At 49.9% G+C, this 17268-nt stretch carries 16 protein-coding genes and 2 pseudogenes; 11 read left to right on the top strand and 7 right to left on the bottom strand.

Features of this window, described 5'->3' with window-relative positions; translation table 11 throughout:
- Positions 1–57 precede the first annotated feature (57 nt).
- Positions 58–849, top strand: a complete 792-nt coding sequence (locus tag U0026_RS11645; RefSeq protein ID WP_062773616.1) for a helix-turn-helix transcriptional regulator — start codon at positions 58–60, stop codon at positions 847–849.
- A gap of 38 nt (positions 850–887) precedes the next feature.
- Here U0026_RS11645 and U0026_RS11640 read toward each other — a convergent pair whose 3' ends face one another.
- On the bottom strand, positions 888–1865 hold the full coding sequence (locus tag U0026_RS11640; RefSeq protein WP_062773618.1) for an NAD(P)H-dependent flavin oxidoreductase: 978 nt from the start codon (positions 1863–1865) through the stop codon (positions 888–890).
- A gap of 150 nt (positions 1866–2015) precedes the next feature.
- Here U0026_RS11640 and U0026_RS11635 point away from each other — a divergent pair.
- Positions 2016–2423 (top strand): annotated as a pseudogene (locus U0026_RS11635) (LysR family transcriptional regulator); the annotation flags it as partial.
- Here the strand turns inward: U0026_RS11635 and U0026_RS11630 are convergent.
- Positions 2404–2877 (bottom strand): annotated as a pseudogene (locus U0026_RS11630) (YncE family protein); the annotation flags it as partial. The pseudogenes U0026_RS11635 and U0026_RS11630 sit on opposite strands and share 20 nt — an antisense overlap.
- Before the next feature lie 128 nt (positions 2878–3005).
- On the opposite strand from U0026_RS11630, the gene U0026_RS11625 reads away from it, so the two are divergent.
- The 3 genes from U0026_RS11625 to U0026_RS11615 all read left to right on the top strand — a co-directional run bounded on the left by U0026_RS11625 (position 3006) and on the right by U0026_RS11615 (position 6224).
- On the top strand, positions 3006–3152 hold the full coding sequence (locus tag U0026_RS11625) for a hypothetical protein (RefSeq protein ID WP_156484203.1): 147 nt from the start codon (positions 3006–3008) through the stop codon (positions 3150–3152).
- Between the two features lie 747 nt (positions 3153–3899).
- A complete protein-coding gene (locus U0026_RS11620) occupies positions 3900–5378 on the top strand; it encodes a SulP family inorganic anion transporter (RefSeq protein WP_000927306.1) in 1479 nt (492 codons plus the stop codon).
- An 18-nt stretch (positions 5379–5396) separates the two neighbouring features.
- Entirely contained in the window at positions 5397–6224 is an 828-nt protein-coding gene (locus U0026_RS11615; RefSeq protein WP_001066652.1) for a universal stress protein, read from the top strand.
- A gap of 59 nt (positions 6225–6283) precedes the next feature.
- On the opposite strand, the gene arsC is transcribed toward U0026_RS11615, so the two are convergent.
- From arsC to U0026_RS11600, 3 genes are read right to left on the bottom strand one after another with little or no spacing between them, the layout of a single operon-like run.
- The gene (gene arsC, locus U0026_RS11610) at positions 6284–6709 is read right to left on the bottom strand and encodes a glutaredoxin-dependent arsenate reductase (protein WP_000065802.1); all 426 of its coding nucleotides are present in this window, start codon (positions 6707–6709) and stop codon (positions 6284–6286) included.
- A 12-nt stretch (positions 6710–6721) separates the two neighbouring features.
- Positions 6722–8011, bottom strand: coding sequence for an arsenic transporter (locus U0026_RS11605; RefSeq protein WP_000922628.1), 1290 nt, complete (start codon positions 8009–8011; stop codon positions 6722–6724).
- A gap of 45 nt (positions 8012–8056) precedes the next feature.
- Positions 8057–8377: a transcriptional regulator gene (locus U0026_RS11600; protein WP_000941305.1), complete on the bottom strand. Its 321-nt coding sequence runs from the start codon at positions 8375–8377 to the stop codon at positions 8057–8059.
- Positions 8378–8463: 86 nt separating this feature from the next.
- Here U0026_RS11600 and arsH point away from each other — a divergent pair, with 86 nt between their 5' ends.
- Entirely contained in the window at positions 8464–9168 is a 705-nt protein-coding gene (arsH, locus tag U0026_RS11595; RefSeq protein WP_000130816.1) for an arsenical resistance protein ArsH, read from the top strand.
- 32 nt (positions 9169–9200) lie between these two features.
- Here the strand turns inward: arsH and U0026_RS11590 are convergent, their stop codons facing one another.
- Entirely contained in the window at positions 9201–10604 is a 1404-nt protein-coding gene (locus U0026_RS11590; protein WP_011152984.1) for an ISNCY family transposase, read from the bottom strand.
- A gap of 605 nt (positions 10605–11209) precedes the next feature.
- Here U0026_RS11590 and U0026_RS11585 point away from each other — a divergent pair.
- Both U0026_RS11585 and U0026_RS11580 read left to right on the top strand, forming a co-directional pair.
- The gene (locus U0026_RS11585) at positions 11210–11494 is read left to right on the top strand and encodes a VF530 family protein (protein WP_062773620.1); all 285 of its coding nucleotides are present in this window, start codon (positions 11210–11212) and stop codon (positions 11492–11494) included.
- Between the two features lie 320 nt (positions 11495–11814).
- Positions 11815–13089, top strand: coding sequence for a glycoside hydrolase family 10 protein (locus tag U0026_RS11580; protein ID WP_062773761.1), 1275 nt, complete (start codon positions 11815–11817; stop codon positions 13087–13089).
- A gap of 120 nt (positions 13090–13209) precedes the next feature.
- Here the strand turns inward: U0026_RS11580 and cfa are convergent, their stop codons facing one another.
- Positions 13210–14307, bottom strand: coding sequence for a cyclopropane fatty acyl phospholipid synthase (cfa, locus tag U0026_RS11575; RefSeq protein WP_412098977.1), 1098 nt, complete (start codon positions 14305–14307; stop codon positions 13210–13212).
- 166 nt (positions 14308–14473) lie between these two features.
- On the opposite strand from cfa, the gene U0026_RS11570 reads away from it, so the two are divergent.
- The 3 genes from U0026_RS11570 to U0026_RS11560 all read left to right on the top strand — a co-directional run bounded on the left by U0026_RS11570 (position 14474) and on the right by U0026_RS11560 (position 17150).
- The gene (locus U0026_RS11570; protein WP_082806300.1) at positions 14474–15280 is read left to right on the top strand and encodes a helix-turn-helix domain-containing protein; all 807 of its coding nucleotides are present in this window, start codon (positions 14474–14476) and stop codon (positions 15278–15280) included.
- Positions 15281–15395: 115 nt separating this feature from the next.
- Positions 15396–16172: an MBL fold metallo-hydrolase gene (locus tag U0026_RS11565; RefSeq protein WP_062773624.1), complete on the top strand. Its 777-nt coding sequence runs from the start codon at positions 15396–15398 to the stop codon at positions 16170–16172.
- 15 nt (positions 16173–16187) lie between these two features.
- A complete protein-coding gene (locus U0026_RS11560) occupies positions 16188–17150 on the top strand; it encodes a GlxA family transcriptional regulator (RefSeq protein WP_062773627.1) in 963 nt (320 codons plus the stop codon).
- The last annotated feature ends 118 nt before the right edge of the window (positions 17151–17268 follow it).

Raw genomic sequence — 17268 nt, 5'->3', positions numbered from 1 at the left:
GCCGGGATTAATACGGGTACAATATTGCCATTTATACTGGTATATAGAGTAACTACCATGGAAAAGTCAGGGTTGAATGGGCCACAGGCGTTGGGCGCATTTTTACGCGTGAAACGAGAGAATACCTCGCCAGAAAGGGTGGGGATTCCGATTATTTCCCGCCGCCGTACAAAAGGATTGCGCCGGGAGGAAGTGGCGCAGATGAGTGCTATCAGCACTACCTGGTATACTTGGCTTGAACAGGGCCGAGATATCACTGTTTCCGCACAGACGCTATCAGGTATTGCGTTAGCGTTGCAGTTAACCGCAGCAGAGCGGGAGTATTTGTTTTTACTGGCGCATAAGAGCGATCCTTTAAACGAGTCGGTTCCTGCCGTTGAGCCGACAATTCTGGCAGCGGTTAATCATGTTTCTGAACCTTGTTATTTGTTGGATTTGACCTGGCAAGTTTTGGCATGGAACAAAGGCGCTGAAGCTTTATTTTCCGGCTGGCTGGGCAGCGAAGATTCACCGAATATGATGACCTTTATGTTCCAGAATCCGCTGGCACGTCAGTTAGTTGATAACTGGGAAGCGCGCGCCCGACGCATCGTTGCCGAGCTGCGTTCCGATGCTGTTCATTATCCCAATGACAATATTCTGAACGCGTTTGTGCAGCAGATGAGCGATAACAGTCCTGATTTCCGTGATTTCTGGTCACAACAGCAGGTCATTGTGCGTGAAGGAGGACAACGACTTTTTCATCATGCTGAAAAAGGGGATCTAGTCTATCGACAATTGAGCTGGCAGTTGGCGAGTAATCGGGCGTTAAAGATGATTATGCTGGTTCCTGAAAAGTCAGGTGCGTGATGCTAAACGATTTTGGGCAACCGACGCTGCCCGCTATTTTAAACTGAGAGTTGCAAAACGACATCAGCAACACTGGCAATTTGCTTGATCCCGCCAATGCCGGTGCCTAGTGAGATATAGCCTTCGTCAGTATTGCCTTCAAGCATACCAAGACGTAACCCTCGCAATCCACCCATTGCCTGGTCAATGGCTTCCTTACTGGCGCCCGCTTTATCCATTTCCACCAGTTTGTCGGTCAGTTTTCCTGGCAGCGAACGGTAAAAGTCGGGAAGGGTGCGGAACAAGCTTAAGTCCAGTCCGTTGGCCGCAACGATTTTATCTTTTATCGACTGTGGCACGCGGTTTTCCAGAGTGCCGATAAATACAGAACCGGCAAAGACACCTTCCGCGCCCAGTGCATGAGCGGCACTGGCGGTGCGTTTATCGACGATGCCGCCAGCGGCAAGCACTGGCGCATTTTCAACCGCATCCACGATCATGGGGACAATAGAGAATGTCCCCAGGACGGTTCCTGGTAACGTTCCGCCTTCATCGAACCCGGTGGCCACAATGATATCGGCACCGGAGCGTTCCGCTTCGCGCGTGTTGGCAGGCGTCGGATTAATATCACGATAGATTATGGTAATTCCGGCAGTCTTAAGTTCATCGAACAATGCGGGGATAATTGCCCCTTCACCGTAGCCGGTATAGACCACCGCTTTAACACCTTCCTCCTTAATAACCTTGAGAATAGGTGGCGTCCAGATATCGTTTTGAGCCGTAGGGATTAGATTCACGCCAAAGGGTTTCTCCGTCAGCAGCTTGGTTTTACGGATCTCTTCACGCAATTTTTCTGCTGTAGCCTCAGGGGTAGAAACCGCCGTTTGTGCAGTTAATCCGGCATTTGGTCCAAGCACACCTAGTCCACCGGCATTACTTACGGCGGCAACCAGGCGTGCGTCGGTTAGCCACGAGAGGGGCCCTTGAATAACGGGTTTTTCAATACCTAAAATCTGACAAATACGATTTGTTTTCATGATGTTATTACCTTGTTGCAGCAGGAGTGTGCTGGATTGCATGCAGTGTAGAGGGCTTTATTAGTCAGAAAAATAGTGAATAATATTCTTCACTATTATTAAATTGATAATAATCATCTTGATCGCTTTGTCAGGAAACGCATCATGCAACTGAATCTGTTTGAAAATATTAAAATTTTTATCGAGATCGTCGATTCAGGGAGCTTCACTCAGGCAGCAGAGAACTTGCAGATTCATCGGCCAGCGGTCACAAAAGCACTCCAGCAACTGGAGCAGCAAAGCGGAGTTCGTCTATTACAACGCACAACACGCCGGCTTTATTTGACGCCGGAAGGTGAAGAATTTTATCGCCGCAGCAAACCGTTGCTGTCGCAAGCTGACGATTTACTGGAGTCTTTTGCCCCGGAACGCCCCTTAAATGGCCAGCTTCGTGTCGATATGCCCATTGCCTTTGCCCGTCAAATTGTGGTTCCCCAATTACCGGCGTTTTATCAGTCCCATCCTGATCTGGAAATTATTTTAAGTAGCTCTGATGTGCGGAGGGATATAGTCGATGATGTTTCTTATCCAACACCACTTCTCGAACATGAGCGGTCTTCTTCGGGTCAGAACTGTCACTTAACTGAATAGTATTGATAACCTTGTTAGTGCGTGTATCCAGCAGTGCAATCGATCCATCAAGGGCATTTCCCAGATAGAGAATATGATTTTCTTCGTCGAGAGAAACGGCAAACGTGCGGCGTTCTGTCGCGATTTTGTCATTAATTTGCAGGGTGTGAGCATTCAATAAATAGACCATTCCCGCTGTTTTATCTTTATCAAAGGAGGGAGCGGACGCCGCGTAAATTGCTTGCTGTCCTTTATCGTAGGCCAGTTCATAAACCCCATGACCTAGAGGCTGAGACTGAAAATCCTTCTCGGTAAAGTCTTTGGCCAGTGCGAAGCAGGAGCTGATTGCCAAAGAAAGGGCGAGGGCGCGTAATGCCGTTTTTTGTACGGTTTTTGTAGACATGTAAGTTTCCTTTGCAAAATTTTACAAAGAAAGATGATAATGGGAATGGTAACCATTTACAATAAAACTCTGTGTGGATCGGCCTACCAGATTTGGGGTGAGATAAGGGCAAAATGAGGGAGATTCTCATGCAAGATATCGGCGAGTGGAATTGGACTTTTTTTTCGCTGGCAGTAATCGGACTAAAACCAGCCATGCTGACGCTAAACCGAGCTACATTCACCGGTCTCAATTTTTCAATCATTTTGAGACAGGCTGAAAGAGAAGATATCTAGATTCGGGCGGATACGTTCAGTTTGCATCACGCTGATATTGCGCTGGATAAGCAACACTTTTACCGTGTTTAGTGGCGTTCTGGCTGAGAATTGGGTGGGTGAAAAGGCCATTGTTCTCCGTCGAATCCCGTATGATTTTTTGCATGCGAAAATGTGAAAGTATCGGATAACTGATGGACATAATCGCACGGCAAAGTCGGACCGGTGACGATAATCTAAGAAAGCAGAATGACACGAACAACTGAGATGCCAACGTGATGGTGTCTGCGCTGGGGAAAGAGCTTACGGGGATCATCAGCAGTATGACCGAAAAACTGCGGATTCTATCTGGGATGACATTGTCAAGGCTAAGTAGAGATGTCCGGGGTGGGGCAAAGTTCAAATGTCCTTTGATAATATTGAATTCCTGGATAAAAATCGCATCTTAACCTCTTCGTTTGAGTACCTTGTTGGGTTGACCCCGTATTCGCTTTATTTGTAGTATTGGGCTGCTTTGAAGTGTTTCATGTTCAAACGCGACGTGTTCTGTAAGTTCTTCCTGACAACAGAGCCGACAATATATACACATCCGCTATGGAGAATCTGACAACCGCTATGCGTATTACGCCACCCTGAGTTTTTCCTTCCTCTGTCGTACTGAGCAAGCCTCAGCACGCACTCAATAACATCCCGTCTGCGGATGTGCTTTACCGTACGTAAAAATGTAGCCCTCCAGGGCTGACTGTATCTAAAAACTGAGAAATTACTATGTTGCTGTCCTCGACGCGTAAGGACTGGCTGGGTAACGTCCGTGGTGACGTTCTGGCCGGTATTGTTGTCGCGCTCGCACTCATTCCAGAAGCGATCGCCTTTTCCATTATCGCCGGTGTTGATCCCCAGGTGGGCCTCTACTCGGCGTTCTGTATTCCTCTCGTTATGGCCTTCTTTGGCGGACGTCCGGCGATGATTTCGTCCTCCACCGGTGCAATGGCTCTCCTGATGGTGACGCTGGTGAAAGATCATGGCTTACAGTATTTACTGGCTGCCTCCATACTGACCGGGGTATTCCAGCTGATAGCCGGATATCTGAAGCTTGGCGGGCTGATGCGTTTTGTTTCACGCTCAGTGGTCACGGGGTTTGTTAATGCACTGGCAATACTGATTTTTATGGCCCAGTTGCCTGAGCTGACCAATGTGACATGGCATGTTTATGCCATGACTGCGGCAGGGCTGGGGATCATCTATCTCTTCCCTTATATCAACAAAACCATTCCTTCACCGCTTGTGTGCATCGTGGTGCTGACTGGGATTGCCATGTGGCTGCATCTGGATGTGCGAACCGTCGGGGATATGGGGAAACTTCCCGACAGTCTGCCGGTCTTCCTGCTCCCGGACGTGCCTTTAAATCTTCAGACGCTGCTCATCATCCTGCCATATTCTGCGGGGCTTGCGGTGGTTGGCCTGCTTGAGTCGATGATGACCGCCACTATCGTGGATGACATGACCGACACGCCAAGCGACAAAAACAGGGAGTGCAAAGCTCAGGGCATCGCGAACATCTGCACATCCTTTATCGGAGGAATGGCAGGCTGCGCGATGATTGGGCAATCTGTTATCAACGTAAAATCCGGTGGACGCGGACGACTTTCAACCCTCACGGCGGGCGTGGTGCTGCTTTGCCTGATTGTGTTCCTGCGCAACTGGGTCTCCCAAATTCCGATGGCAGCGCTGGTCGCGGTGATGATTATGGTTTCCATCGGGACATTCTCCTGGCGCTCCATTGCCAACCTGCGGACACACCCCCTTTCAACCAGCGTGGTCATGCTTGCCACCGTAGCGGTTGTGGTGGCAACACATAATCTGGCCTTCGGTGTGCTGACCGGTGTACTGATTGCTTCGCTCAATTTTGCCACTAAAGTATCCCGGTTCATGCGTGTAACCTCAGTTCTGGAGGGGACGAGCCGGACGTATACCGTCACCGGCCAGGTATTCTTTGCATCAGCAGACCGCTTTACGAGCCACTTTGATTTCCGTGAAGCGATTGAGAATGTGGTGATAGACGTTTCACATGCCCATTTCTGGGACATCACGTCCGTCAGCGCCCTGGATAAGGTGGTCATTAAGTTCCGCAGAGAGGGCGCCGGGGTTGAAATACGTGGGATGAATGAAGCCACCCGCACCATCGTTGACCGGTTTGGTGTTCACGATAAACCTGAAGAAGTCGAAAAACTGATGGGCGGTCATTAACAGACTGGAGGGAAAACTATGAATAATACTGTTACAGCTTGTGTGGACGGTTCACTTTCAACGCGGTCAGTGTGTGAATATGCGGCGTGGGCAGCCCGCACTTTGCAATCACAGCTAGCACTGTTGCACGTTATCGAAAAAGACAGCACCCCGGTAGTGTCAGACCTGACCGGCACTCTCGGCATAGACAGTCAGCAATTGCTGACCGATGAGCTGGTAGAAATTGAAGGGCAACGTAATCGCCTGCTGATGGCCCAGGGGAAAGCAATACTGGAAAGTTGTGCTGAACTGCTTCAAAAACAGGGAAGCCCGGATGTGCTTTTGATGCAAAAACACGGTACACCGGATGAAGTTCTGGCAGAGCTGAGCGACCTTCGTCTCATGGTGCTGGGGCGTCGGGGTAGCCAGCATCCGGTAGGCTCTCATCTGGAAAGCGTTATTCGTCTGCAAAAGAAACCCCTACTGGTTGTTCCGGAGAACTACTCAGTGCCTTCCAGAGTCATGCTGGCTTATGATGGCAGTGAAGAAAGCAGGAGTAACCTGGAACGTCTGACGATGAGTCCCTTACTCAGGGGGCTGGAGTGCCACCTTGTCATGGTAAACGGTAAGAAGGAAGAGCTGCTGACCGCACAGCAAATTTTACGTGACGCGGATATAGAAAACAGCACAACACATCTTACCGGGCAATCAGTCGGGGACGCGCTTATTCGTTACGCCGAGGAAAATGCTGTCGATCTGATAGTGATGGGGGCCTACGGTCATTCCAGGTTGCGGCAGTTCTTTATCGGTAGTCATACCTCCGAAATGCTGCAAAAGACGCAACAACCGCTTCTTATCCTCCGTTAGCACTGATTATCTTAAATAAAAAAGGGCGAGTTCTCTCGCCCTTCGTCACAAGAACACGTTTAGTTCAGCCGGTTACCTTTTTCATCAACTACCTTCTCACCGTCCTCTTTCGTGAACGCGCTTTTCTGCGCATCGGGAAGAATATCCAGCACGACTTCAGAAGGGCGGCATAGCCGGGTACCCAGCGGCGTTACCACGATAGGGCGATTGATCAGAACAGGGTGCTGCAACATAAAATCGATTAACTGCTCGTCAGTAAAGCGGTCTTCCGCCAGCCCTAACGCTTCAAAAGGTTCGACATTCTTACGCAGCAGCGCTCGTACCGTGATCCCCATATCCGCAATGAGTTTTACCAGCTCAGCTCGTGATGGTGGGGTTTCAAGATAATGAATAACGGTCGGCTCTGTACCGCTGTTGCGGATCATTTCAAGGGTATTGCGTGACGTGCCGCAGGCCGGGTTGTGATAAATGGTAATGTTGCTCATATCAGTATCTCATTACAAAGTGAAAGACAGACGAAGCGCCAGTGCTGCAAGCGTGACAAACAGCACGGGGATTGTCATGACAATGCCCACCCGGAAGTAATATCCCCAGGTAATTTTGATATTTTTCTGCGACAGAACGTGCAGCCACAGTAACGTTGCCAGACTGCCGATAGGGGTAATTTTTGGCCCCAGGTCGCTGCCGATGACGTTGGCGTAAATCATCGCTTCTTTGATAACACCGGTCGCAGTGCTGCCATCAATCGACAGCGCCCCGACCAGCACGGTCGGCATATTGTTCATCACTGATGACAGGAAGGCCGTCAGGAAGCCCGTACCCAGCGTTGCCGCCCACAATCCCTGCTCTGCCAGCTGATTCAGCAAGGAAGAGAGATAGTGGGTCAGACCGGCATTTCGTAAGCCGTAGACCACCAGGTACATCCCCAGCGAGAAGATAACGATTTGCCAGGGCGCACCACGCAGCACCTTACCGGTGTTAATGGCATGCCCTTTTTTCGCAACAGCAAACAGAAGCAATGCACCAGCGGCTGCGACCAAACTGACCGGTACGCCCAGCGGCTCCAGTCCGAAGAATCCCACCAGAAGCAACACCAGAACCAGCCAGCCGGTTTTAAAGGTATTCACATCACGTATAGCGTCTTTCGGTTCTTTCAACAGAGAAACGTCGTAAACGGCGGGAATGTCCTTACGGAAAAACAGATGCAGCATCACCAGCGTAGCCGCAATCGCGGCCAGGTTAACCGGGACCATCACGGCGGCATATTCTGAGAAACCAAGCTTAAAGAAATCCGCCGAGACGATATTCACCAGGTTTGAGACAATCAGTGGCAGGCTTGCCGTGTCAGCGATAAACCCTGCGGCCATGATAAACGCTAAGGTTGCCCCCCGGCTGAATCCCAGCGCCAGCAGCATCGCGATAACGATAGGTGTCAGGATCAGTGCCGCACCGTCGTTGGCAAACAGTGCCGCAACCATCGCACCAAGCAGGACGATCCAGGTGAAGAGCAGCCGCCCCCGGCCATTCCCCCAACGGGCAACGTGCAGCGCGGCCCATTCAAAGAAGCCGGATTCGTCGAGCAGAAGACTGATGATGATCACGGCGATAAAGGTGGCGGTCGCATTCCACACTATCTGCCAGACCACCGGAATATCCCCCAGATGAACGACGCCAGTCAGCAATGCCAGAATTGCGCCCAGTGAGGCACTCCAGCCAATCCCCAGCCCTCTGGGTTGCCAGATAACCAGGACGAGCGTGAATAAAAAGATAGCACCAGCCAGTAACATCAGAAACTCCATTCACATTTGTTTATTCGGATATATATATCGCCATCAGCAGGAGACAGATGCCACGCTACTGAGCTTGTTGCGTATGTTTTCTCGTTCACAGTTCCAGGCTGTATCAATAATACCCGCAGCCCATGCTGGCATGTGTGGCGACAGTCGGTAATGCACCCATTTTCCTTCGCGACGGTCGATGACCAGCTCGGCTTCACGTAAAAGGGCCATATGGCGAGAAATTTTTGGCTGAGACTCTGCGGTTGCCGCACAGATGTCACAGACGCACATTTCACCGGACTCCCTGAGAAGCATCACGATAGTTGAACGGGTCTCGTCGGCGAGCAGTTTAAAAAGCTGAACAGGCTGTAGCATGCTTAACCTCGTAAAAAAATAACAATACATATGGTATTTCATATGTGATAACTTTTAAAGCATAGCTTATGAAATGGAGATTTTTTATGACCGACTTACCAGCAATCGAACCGGCTTATTTTGATGATGCGCTTGCCAGCAAACTTACGGGCAACAACGAAACCATGCCGCGAATTCTCATCCTGTACGGTTCAGTACGAGAGCGGTCCTACAGTCGTTTTGCAGCGGAAGAGGCCGGGCGGTTGCTGGCAAAGATGGGGGCTGAGGTGAAAATATTTAACCCATCCGGTCTGCCGTTACCCGATGATGCGCCCGAAAGTCACCCCAAAGTGCTTGAACTCCGCGAGCTGGTCAGGTGGTGTGACGGAATGGTCTGGAGTTCTCCGGAAAGACATGGCGCCATGAGCTCGGTGATGAAGGCCCAGATTGACTGGATACCCCTGAGTGAAGGTGCTGTTCGTCCTTCCCAGGGTAAAACGCTGGCCGTCATGCAGGTTTGTGGTGGTTCACAGTCGTTTAACACGGTCAATCAGATGCGGATACTTGGCCGCTGGATGCGGATGTTCACCATCCCCAATCAGTCGTCAGTGCCAAAGGCATGGCAGGAATTTGATGATGAAGGGCGCATGAAACCCTCACCCTGGTATGACAGGATTGTCGACGTTACCGAAGAGTTGTTCAAAATGACGTTACTCCTGAAAGGGCACACAGCCTACCTGTCCGACCGCTACAGCGAAAGGAAAGAGAGTCATCAGGAGCTCGCGGCACGGGTCAATCAGGCCAAAATCTGACAGCCAGGCATGCCCGGATGGATTACCGGGCTTTAAATCGGTTTCTTCCCAAATATCTCTTCAGAGCGTGACTGAAGTTTCACCAGGGCATTGAACATATCGTCCTGATCCAGGGAACGCTGGGATTTCTTCGTCGTGGGAGCTTTACGCCTGCGAGAAGGGCCGTCTCCGGATGGTACGGATTGCGACCGGTTATTATCCCGCTCGGCCTGGACCAGCTGCGCCATTTCCAGGGCCCGCCCCAGACGTTTGTTATCCACAATGGCCCCCTGATCGATTTCAGAAAGCTTGTCATAGGTGGAGTAGGGAAGTGATACGCCATTAAGCCGGAGCTCTTTATGTCCATCCGGGTAATGCCAGACATCGATGTATTTACCAATCGCCCGACGACTGAATTCGCTGTCTTCAATCAGATAAAGGACTTTGTCGTATTGCACTGTGAGTGATTTCGACACTTTACGAGCTTCACGCCAGTTAAATACCATATCAAGATCGTCATCGACATCCAGTTCCCGATGAACATCAAACTCCTGGCGAGGCGCTTTTGCGAAACGACGGTTGTAATCGTTCATGAACTCTTCGGCAAATGCGTTCGCAGCTTCCATGGAACTGATGCCCTGGAGCCTGAGCTCCTTGACCAGTCGGTCCTGAAGCGTCAGGTGCGCCCGTTCAACGCGGCCTTTGGCAGCACTGGTTTCTGCACAAATGGTCTGAATGTTCAGTTCATGCATCGCACGGCCAAACTGGGTATCGCCGTCGCCGCCGGTTGCATTTTTATTGTTGATCCTGAATACGCTGGCTTTGTCGCTGTACAGCGCAAGCGGTTTGCCATGTTTTTCAATATAGCCCCGGGTCGCTTCAAAATAGGTGAAAGTAGACTCAGATTTCACGAAAAGAAGCTGCATTAAACGACTGGTTGCGTCATCAACGTAAACCAGTGCCGTACACTTAGGTCCCCGATTTTCAAACCAGTGGTGGTCGCAGCCGTCGATTTGTATGAGTTCACCGGCACAGGCACGGCGGTAACGAGGTTGCTGAATTTTTGGCGCACGTTGCTTACGTGGGACCCACAGACTGGCCTGAGTCATCAGCTTACGGACGGTTTCTTTGGAAAGATGAACACCGTGCACCTCAGACAGTTTTTCACAGGCCAGCGTCGGACCGAAATCGTTATAGCGTTCGCGAATAATGTTCAGCGCGTATGCGGCCAGTCCCTGAGGCAACTGGTTGTTACTGGATTTACCACGACGGCGGCTGGTCATGCCAATCGGACCATCTTCACGATAACGCGCAAGCAGACGACGGCACTGACGGTCGGAGATACCAAGCCGCTGAGCTGCCATTTGTGTTGTCAGACGCCGGTCGATGACATCCTGAATGATTTTGAGTCGGTTAACTTCATCCAATGTGAAAAACTCCGCTGCGAGAGCCGTCATGGTAATCCTTACTTGATTATACACGCCGGACATCTTAACTTAGCCATTATCGGACATTACAACTTTGCTACTACAACATTAGTGCGCATAATGTATATTATGTTAAATTTAATATTATGATTATAAATCCATGAATCACCTCCTCGAACTCACAAATCGACAAGTTGAAATATCAGACTTCCCTATCCTCTAATGCATTAGCTATCAGACCAATTTCTTTCCGAGACACTATTCACATCATGCTGTGGGTGGCGAATCTGCACACATATATTTTGGTCGACATTTCCGATGCCTGTTCCTAGGGGCAAAAAACTTCCAGCGCGTTACCGAAGGCTTCCATTTTCCCCGTTATTCACGTGCCAGGCGAATCGCTCGCTCTAAACTTTGCATATAGCGCATCAAGTATCTATTCAACAATATGATTTATAAAAACTTTATTGAATAATCGTGATCTACGTAAATTCTACTATTTCAGCAGCGTCACTGTGCGTCAGATTTCACGTACAAGCGCCAAAAAAGAGGCAAAAATGCCTCTTCATCATTGCTGGCGATCTGACTTTCTTGTAATCTTCCCTAGCCAAAGAAATTGAAAACACGGACCCAATATGACAGCGCAAAGTTCCAAAGATCCTCTGCATGGCGTAACGCTTGAGATGCAGATAAACGCACTGGTTGCGCATTACGGTTGGGAAAAGTTAGGAAAGATCATCAGTATCAACTGCTTTAAAAAAGACCCCAGTGTGAAATCCAGCCTAAAGTTTTTGCGTCGTACCCCGTGGGCTCGCGCGGAGGTTGAAGCTCTTTATCTGGATTCGCTTGAAGATTTTACTGCGGATAAAGCCGGCGAAACGGACATTGACCCGTGGGCTAACAGCCGGATGAAGAAGTAGCATGACGCTTTAAATCTGTGTTGAAAGTAAATCGCTTACTCTCACACTGTATTCACAGTAAATAGTAAGTACTTACAAACACTTCAGCGCAGCCAGATATGGGCATAGGCGAAGGATCCCTACCCCGCCTACCCCAGGATCTAAGCGATGATCAGATCGTATTTTTTGATCTTGCGATGATAAAGCGTGGCAATACCCATACCTAGTTAGCTAACCGATTGACTTCGCCGCCAATAGTACGAAAATGTTCTCCACTCGTGACAACCCGAACAACGGCACTTATGACTCTCAGTTCTTTTAGCTTTTCCCGCATGTCGAAAATGAAGAAAGCCAGCGCGCTGATCGTGGCTGCGCTGTTATTGGTCAGCTGCGATTCAAAGACGCCGGTTAAATCACCGTCCACCTCAACGCCGGGCAAATCTGAACACAGCAATGAGCCGATGCGCGGCGTCTGGCTGACCACGGTTTCGCGTCTGGACTGGCCGCCGATAAGCTCCATTAACGCCGGTAGCACAACGCTACGGGTTAATCAGCAGCAAACTGCGATGCGCGCTAAGCTCGATAAACTCAAAAGTCTTGGCATCAATACGATCTTTTTCCAGGTTAAGCCCGATGGCACCGCGCTGTGGCAATCAAACATTTTGCCGTGGTCGGATATGATGACCGGAAATATTGGTGAATACCCGGGCTACGACCCGTTACAGTTCGTGTTGGATGAAGCCCACAAGCGTGGCATGAAAGTTCACGCCTGGTTTAACCCTTATCGTGTTTCGGTGAACATTAAACCGTCGACGATTACGGCACTCAACAATACGCTCACGCAAACACTTTCTAGCGTGTACGTCCTGCATCGCGACTGGATTCGCACGTCAGGCGATCGTTTTGTCGTCGACCCGGGCATCCCAGAGGCGCGTGACTGGATAACCAGCATTGTTGCGGAAGTAGTGTCTCGCTACCCTATCGACGGCGTGCAGTTTGACGATTATTTCTATACCGAAACGCGCACCTCAGCCCTCAACGACAATGCGACTTTCCGTCAGTACGGCCAAGGTTTTGCTTCAAAAGCCGATTGGCGCAGGCACAATACCCAACAGTTGATTGCGCAGGTTTCGCACACCATAAAGCAGCTTAATCCCAATGTAGAATTTGGCGTCAGCCCGGCGGGCGTCTGGCGCAACCGCTCGCACGATCCTGCCGGTTCCGATACCCGTGGCGCGGCCGCTTATGATGAGTCATATGCCGATACCCGTCAGTGGGTGCAGCTAGGTCTATTGGACTATATTGCGCCACAGCTATACTGGCCGTTCGCCCGCGACGCGGCGCGTTATGATGTGCTCGCAAAATGGTGGGCCGATGTCGTGAAGCCGACAAACACCCGCCTTTATATTGGTATTGCACTGTATAAAATCGGTGAACCGTCGAAGAACGAACCGGACTGGATGATTGAAGGTGGCGTGCCGGAGTTGAAAAAACAGATCGATCTTAATGAATCGGTATCGAACATTAACGGTACGATTCTGTTCCGCGAAGGTTATCTTGAGCAGCCGCAGACTCAGGATGCCGTCAATTATCTACGAGATCGCTGGGGAAAATAAGTTATCTGAGAAGCGGTGAATAATCGCTGACTATGGCGCTGCCGGGGCGGCGCCAGTCTATTATTGGCTGAAAATGACGACTTATTGAGTTAAGCCACAAGGGCTGCCAGCCCATGCATATTATCCGCGGTACACATACAACCCACCTTCATGCCCCCGGCTAAATAGCACCTGCCAAAGTTCAATATCTCTGGCGCGGAACGCACCTGCACAGGCACAAAGATAATAGTTAAACATCCGCCGAAAACGTAGCGTGTAGTTTGGCGCAAGCGTTGACCATGCGGCGTTAAAACGCTGGTGCCACGCCATCAGTGTTTTATCATAATCAGTGCCAAAGTTGTGCCAGTCTTCCATTATAAGCCGTGATTCACTGACATTGGCTATCTGGCGAATAGACGGCAGGCAACCGTTTGGGAAAATATATTTGTTAATCCATGGATCGACATTAACCCCAGTTTCATTGCTACCGATGGTATGTAATAGAAATAATCCATTCGATTTCAGGCAGCGGTCAACCACGCTAAAATAGGTGTCGTAATTTTTGGGGCCGACGTGTTCAAACATCCCTACTGAAACAATGCGATCGTAGGTTTTATCCAGATCGCGATAGTCCTGCAGTAAAATAGAAACATTCAGGCCCTCACAATGCTGCTGAGCCAATTTTTGTTGCTCGCCAGAAATAGTCACCCCGTCCACGCTCACGCCATAATGACGTGCTGCATAGGCTGCGAGCCCACCCCAGCCACAGCCAATATCCAGCAACTGCATGCCTGGCTTTAGCTGAAGCTTCTCACAGATCATTTTAAGCTTAGCATTCTGCGCCGCTTCCAGCGTTTGTGCTTCTTTCCAGTAGCCGCAGGAGTACTGCATATGTGGGTCGAGCATCAGGGTAAAGAGATCGTTACCAATATCGTAATGTTCTTTCCCAACAATCCATGAACGCTGGCGAGTTTGAAGGTTAAATAGACGGGCGCTGGCAATTCGTAAAATATCTTTCAGGTTTCCTGGCATTTGCTTGTCCAGTTTAGCCTTGAGAATTCGATAAAACAGGATATCCAGACGTTCACAATCCCACCAACCGTCCATATAGCTCTCACCCAATCCCAAAGAGCCTTGCTGGAAAACGCGTTTGAAAAAATCGGCATGGTGAATCTGAATATCCCACGGTCGGGTTCCGTTAATTTTAATATCTGCCTGGAGGAGAAGATCATTACCCATCCGGGACCAGTTATCATTTAATTCTTCAAAACTTATTACGTCTGAACAAACCGTTGCCATGATCCCTATCCATAATTGAGTCAGTATAATCTGACTGTGATTATTATTGATAACGTGATGGTATGTATTATGATGTGAGGACAATATTTATCGAATAGACGTCATAATGATGGACGATCGCCCTTCTTTTACGACCGCGCAGGCGAAACAGTGGATTTCATCGCAAGATGACTCGATGAAAGAGCTGCCGCAATCGGTCTATTTTCGCTCCTTCGTGCTTGCCGCAAACAATCATGTCGACCAGCATAGCCATACATTTGCTCAGTTCCATTTTGCCCGTCAAGGCAGTATGCGTATTGATGTTGCGGGAAAATGCTGGGTCATTCCCGCGCATTACGGCATATGGATCCCGCATAATACCGCCCATGCGGTATGGGCGCTGGATGATGTGTATCTGGAAAACCTCGATATTGAGCCAGATTTTATCCCACAACCGATTGATGAATGCCGGGTCGTCGCCATCAGTGATTTTGTTCGCGAGTTTATTCACTACGCCACCACTAATACGCCAGCCCATTACGATATCAATAGCAAAGAGGGACAACTGGTTAGCGTATTACTTGATGTCATTCTCAAATTGCCAGAAGTGGAACTGGTGCTGCCATGGCCACAAAACGCGGCGCTAATGAAGGTATGCCGGACAATCCAGGAGTCACCAGGACTGGAACATTCAATGGAACTGTGGGCCAGCCATCTTGGTATGTCTGCCCGTACGTTTTCTCGCCATTTCAAAAAAGAGACCGGAATGCCATTTAGCGCCTGGAAGCAGAAAATGCGTATTCTGGAATCCGTGATGATCCTGAAAAAGAACAAAAATGTTACGGCTGTGGCATTGGAAGTGGGTTATTCCAGCACGGCGGCGTTTAGTTACGCTTTTCGTCAGGCGTTTGGGGTTCCCCCCTCGGGTTATTAAAGGGCCATCAATCGATATTGGCCCATTCTCATCGAAAGCTGTCTTTTGGTCAGCGGCGTAAAATTGTCATTGCCGCATACTGTTGTTATCGCAAATAACTGACAGGAACACTGCCATGAACATCACTCAAATTCGTAATGCCACCCAGGTCATCACCTATGCCGGAAAACGTTTCCTGGTTGACCCCATGCTATCAAATAAAAACGCCTGGCCGGGCTTCAGCGGTAGTGCGCGATCGCATATTCGTAACCCGATGGTTGAACTGCCGGTTGATATCGACACGCTACTGGATGTTGATGCCATTATTGTGACCCATACGCATTCTGATCATTGGGATGATGCTGCTGCAACGTTAATACCAAAATCGATGTTGATTTATGTGCAGAACGAAGGCGACGAAGCCATTCTGCGTGAACAAGGGTTTACGCAATTGCGCCAGCTGTCGGCCGATAGCCACTTTGAAGACATTGCGCTCATTAAAACGGATGGTCAGCATGGTTCCGATGAGGCCTATGCTGTCCCCCAATTGGCGGAGCGGCTTGGGGAAGCCTGCGGTGTTATTTTCCACCATCCCACAGAAAAAACGCTCTATCTGGTGGGTGACTCAATCTGGATTGATGGCGTTGCTAAAAATATGCGCTACTATCAGCCCGGCGTAGTGATCATGAATACCGGGTGGGCACATCTGTTAGGTTTTGGCGCAATTATCTTTAGTAAAGAAGATGTACTAAAAGCGCACAATATTTTGCCGCAGGCCCAAATTGTCGCCACCCATATGGAAGCGGTAAACCATTGTCTGGTCACACGTCGTGAACTGCTGGAGTATGCGCACGATAATGAAATTCAGGCGTTTGTTAGCGCACCAGAAGATGGTGACAGCGTCACGTTTTAACGGGGAAATCCGGCTATGTCTACTACCGTTGCGATCGTCGCCAGCGAAGGATTCAGCACTTTTCACTTCTCTGTGCCGTTGATTTTATTTGGTGATACCGCCAACGAACAGCTGAAATTTACGCGCTACATCTGTGCGGAAAAACCGGGGCTGGTGTGGTCAAAGGAAGGAACAGCTGTTCAGGCAACCCACGATTTTACCACGCTAGCCCAGTGCGATATTGTCATTGTGCCCTTCTGGCGGCAAGTGGACGAAAAACCATCACCGGCCCTGCTGAAGGCTTTGGTCAGCTCTCGCGAAAATGGCGCAACCCTGGTTGGACTTTGTTTGGGCACTTTTGCGCTGGCTTACGCCGGCGTACTGGACAACCGCCGGGCAGTTACGCACTGGGAATATGAGAAAGCCTTCCAGCAGCTTTTTCCTAAGGTCAGCCTTGACCTCAATGTACTTTATACCGATGACGGTGGTCTGATTACATCGGCCGGTACGGCTGCGGCGCTGGACTGCTGCCTGTATGTTATTCGCAAACGTTTCGGTGCAAAAATGGCGAATCAGGTAGCCCGGCGGATGGTGACGCCGCCCTACCGCGAAGGCGGTCAGGCGCAATACATTGAACACGTCGTGCCGCACAGCACCAGTGATAACCGCATCAACTCGTTATTGGAATATCTCCAGCTAAATTTACACCAGCCGCACAGCATTGAATCACTGGCGACACGAACCGCCATGAGTCGCCGAACGCTGACCCGCCATTTTTACAAGGCTACCGGCTTAACGATAGGCGAATGGATAACCACCGAGCGGTTACGCCGTAGTCAGGCATTACTGGAAACGAGTTCACTCTCGATAGAACGGGTTGCACAAGAGTCAGGATTTCAGTCCGCCATCACCTTTCGACAGACCTTTCGCGAGAAATTCGGCGTTAGCCCACTTGAATGGCGCCGAACGTTTCAGGGAATGATGAGCGTGGATTCCTGAAATGTTATCCACAGAAACGGTGCGCAACCCTGTGGATAATAGGCCTAAAAGTCGTTGATGACGCGAGGATTGAAGGTCAGCTTAAAGGCGCAGCAGTCATCTGCGCCTAACCTGATGC

The organism is Kluyvera intermedia (genome assembly GCF_034424175.1).
GTDB classification, from domain to species: domain Bacteria; phylum Pseudomonadota; class Gammaproteobacteria; order Enterobacterales; family Enterobacteriaceae; genus Kluyvera; species Kluyvera intermedia.
Note: the sequence above shows the minus strand (reverse complement) of the source record. Positions and strands in the feature narration are given on the sequence as shown.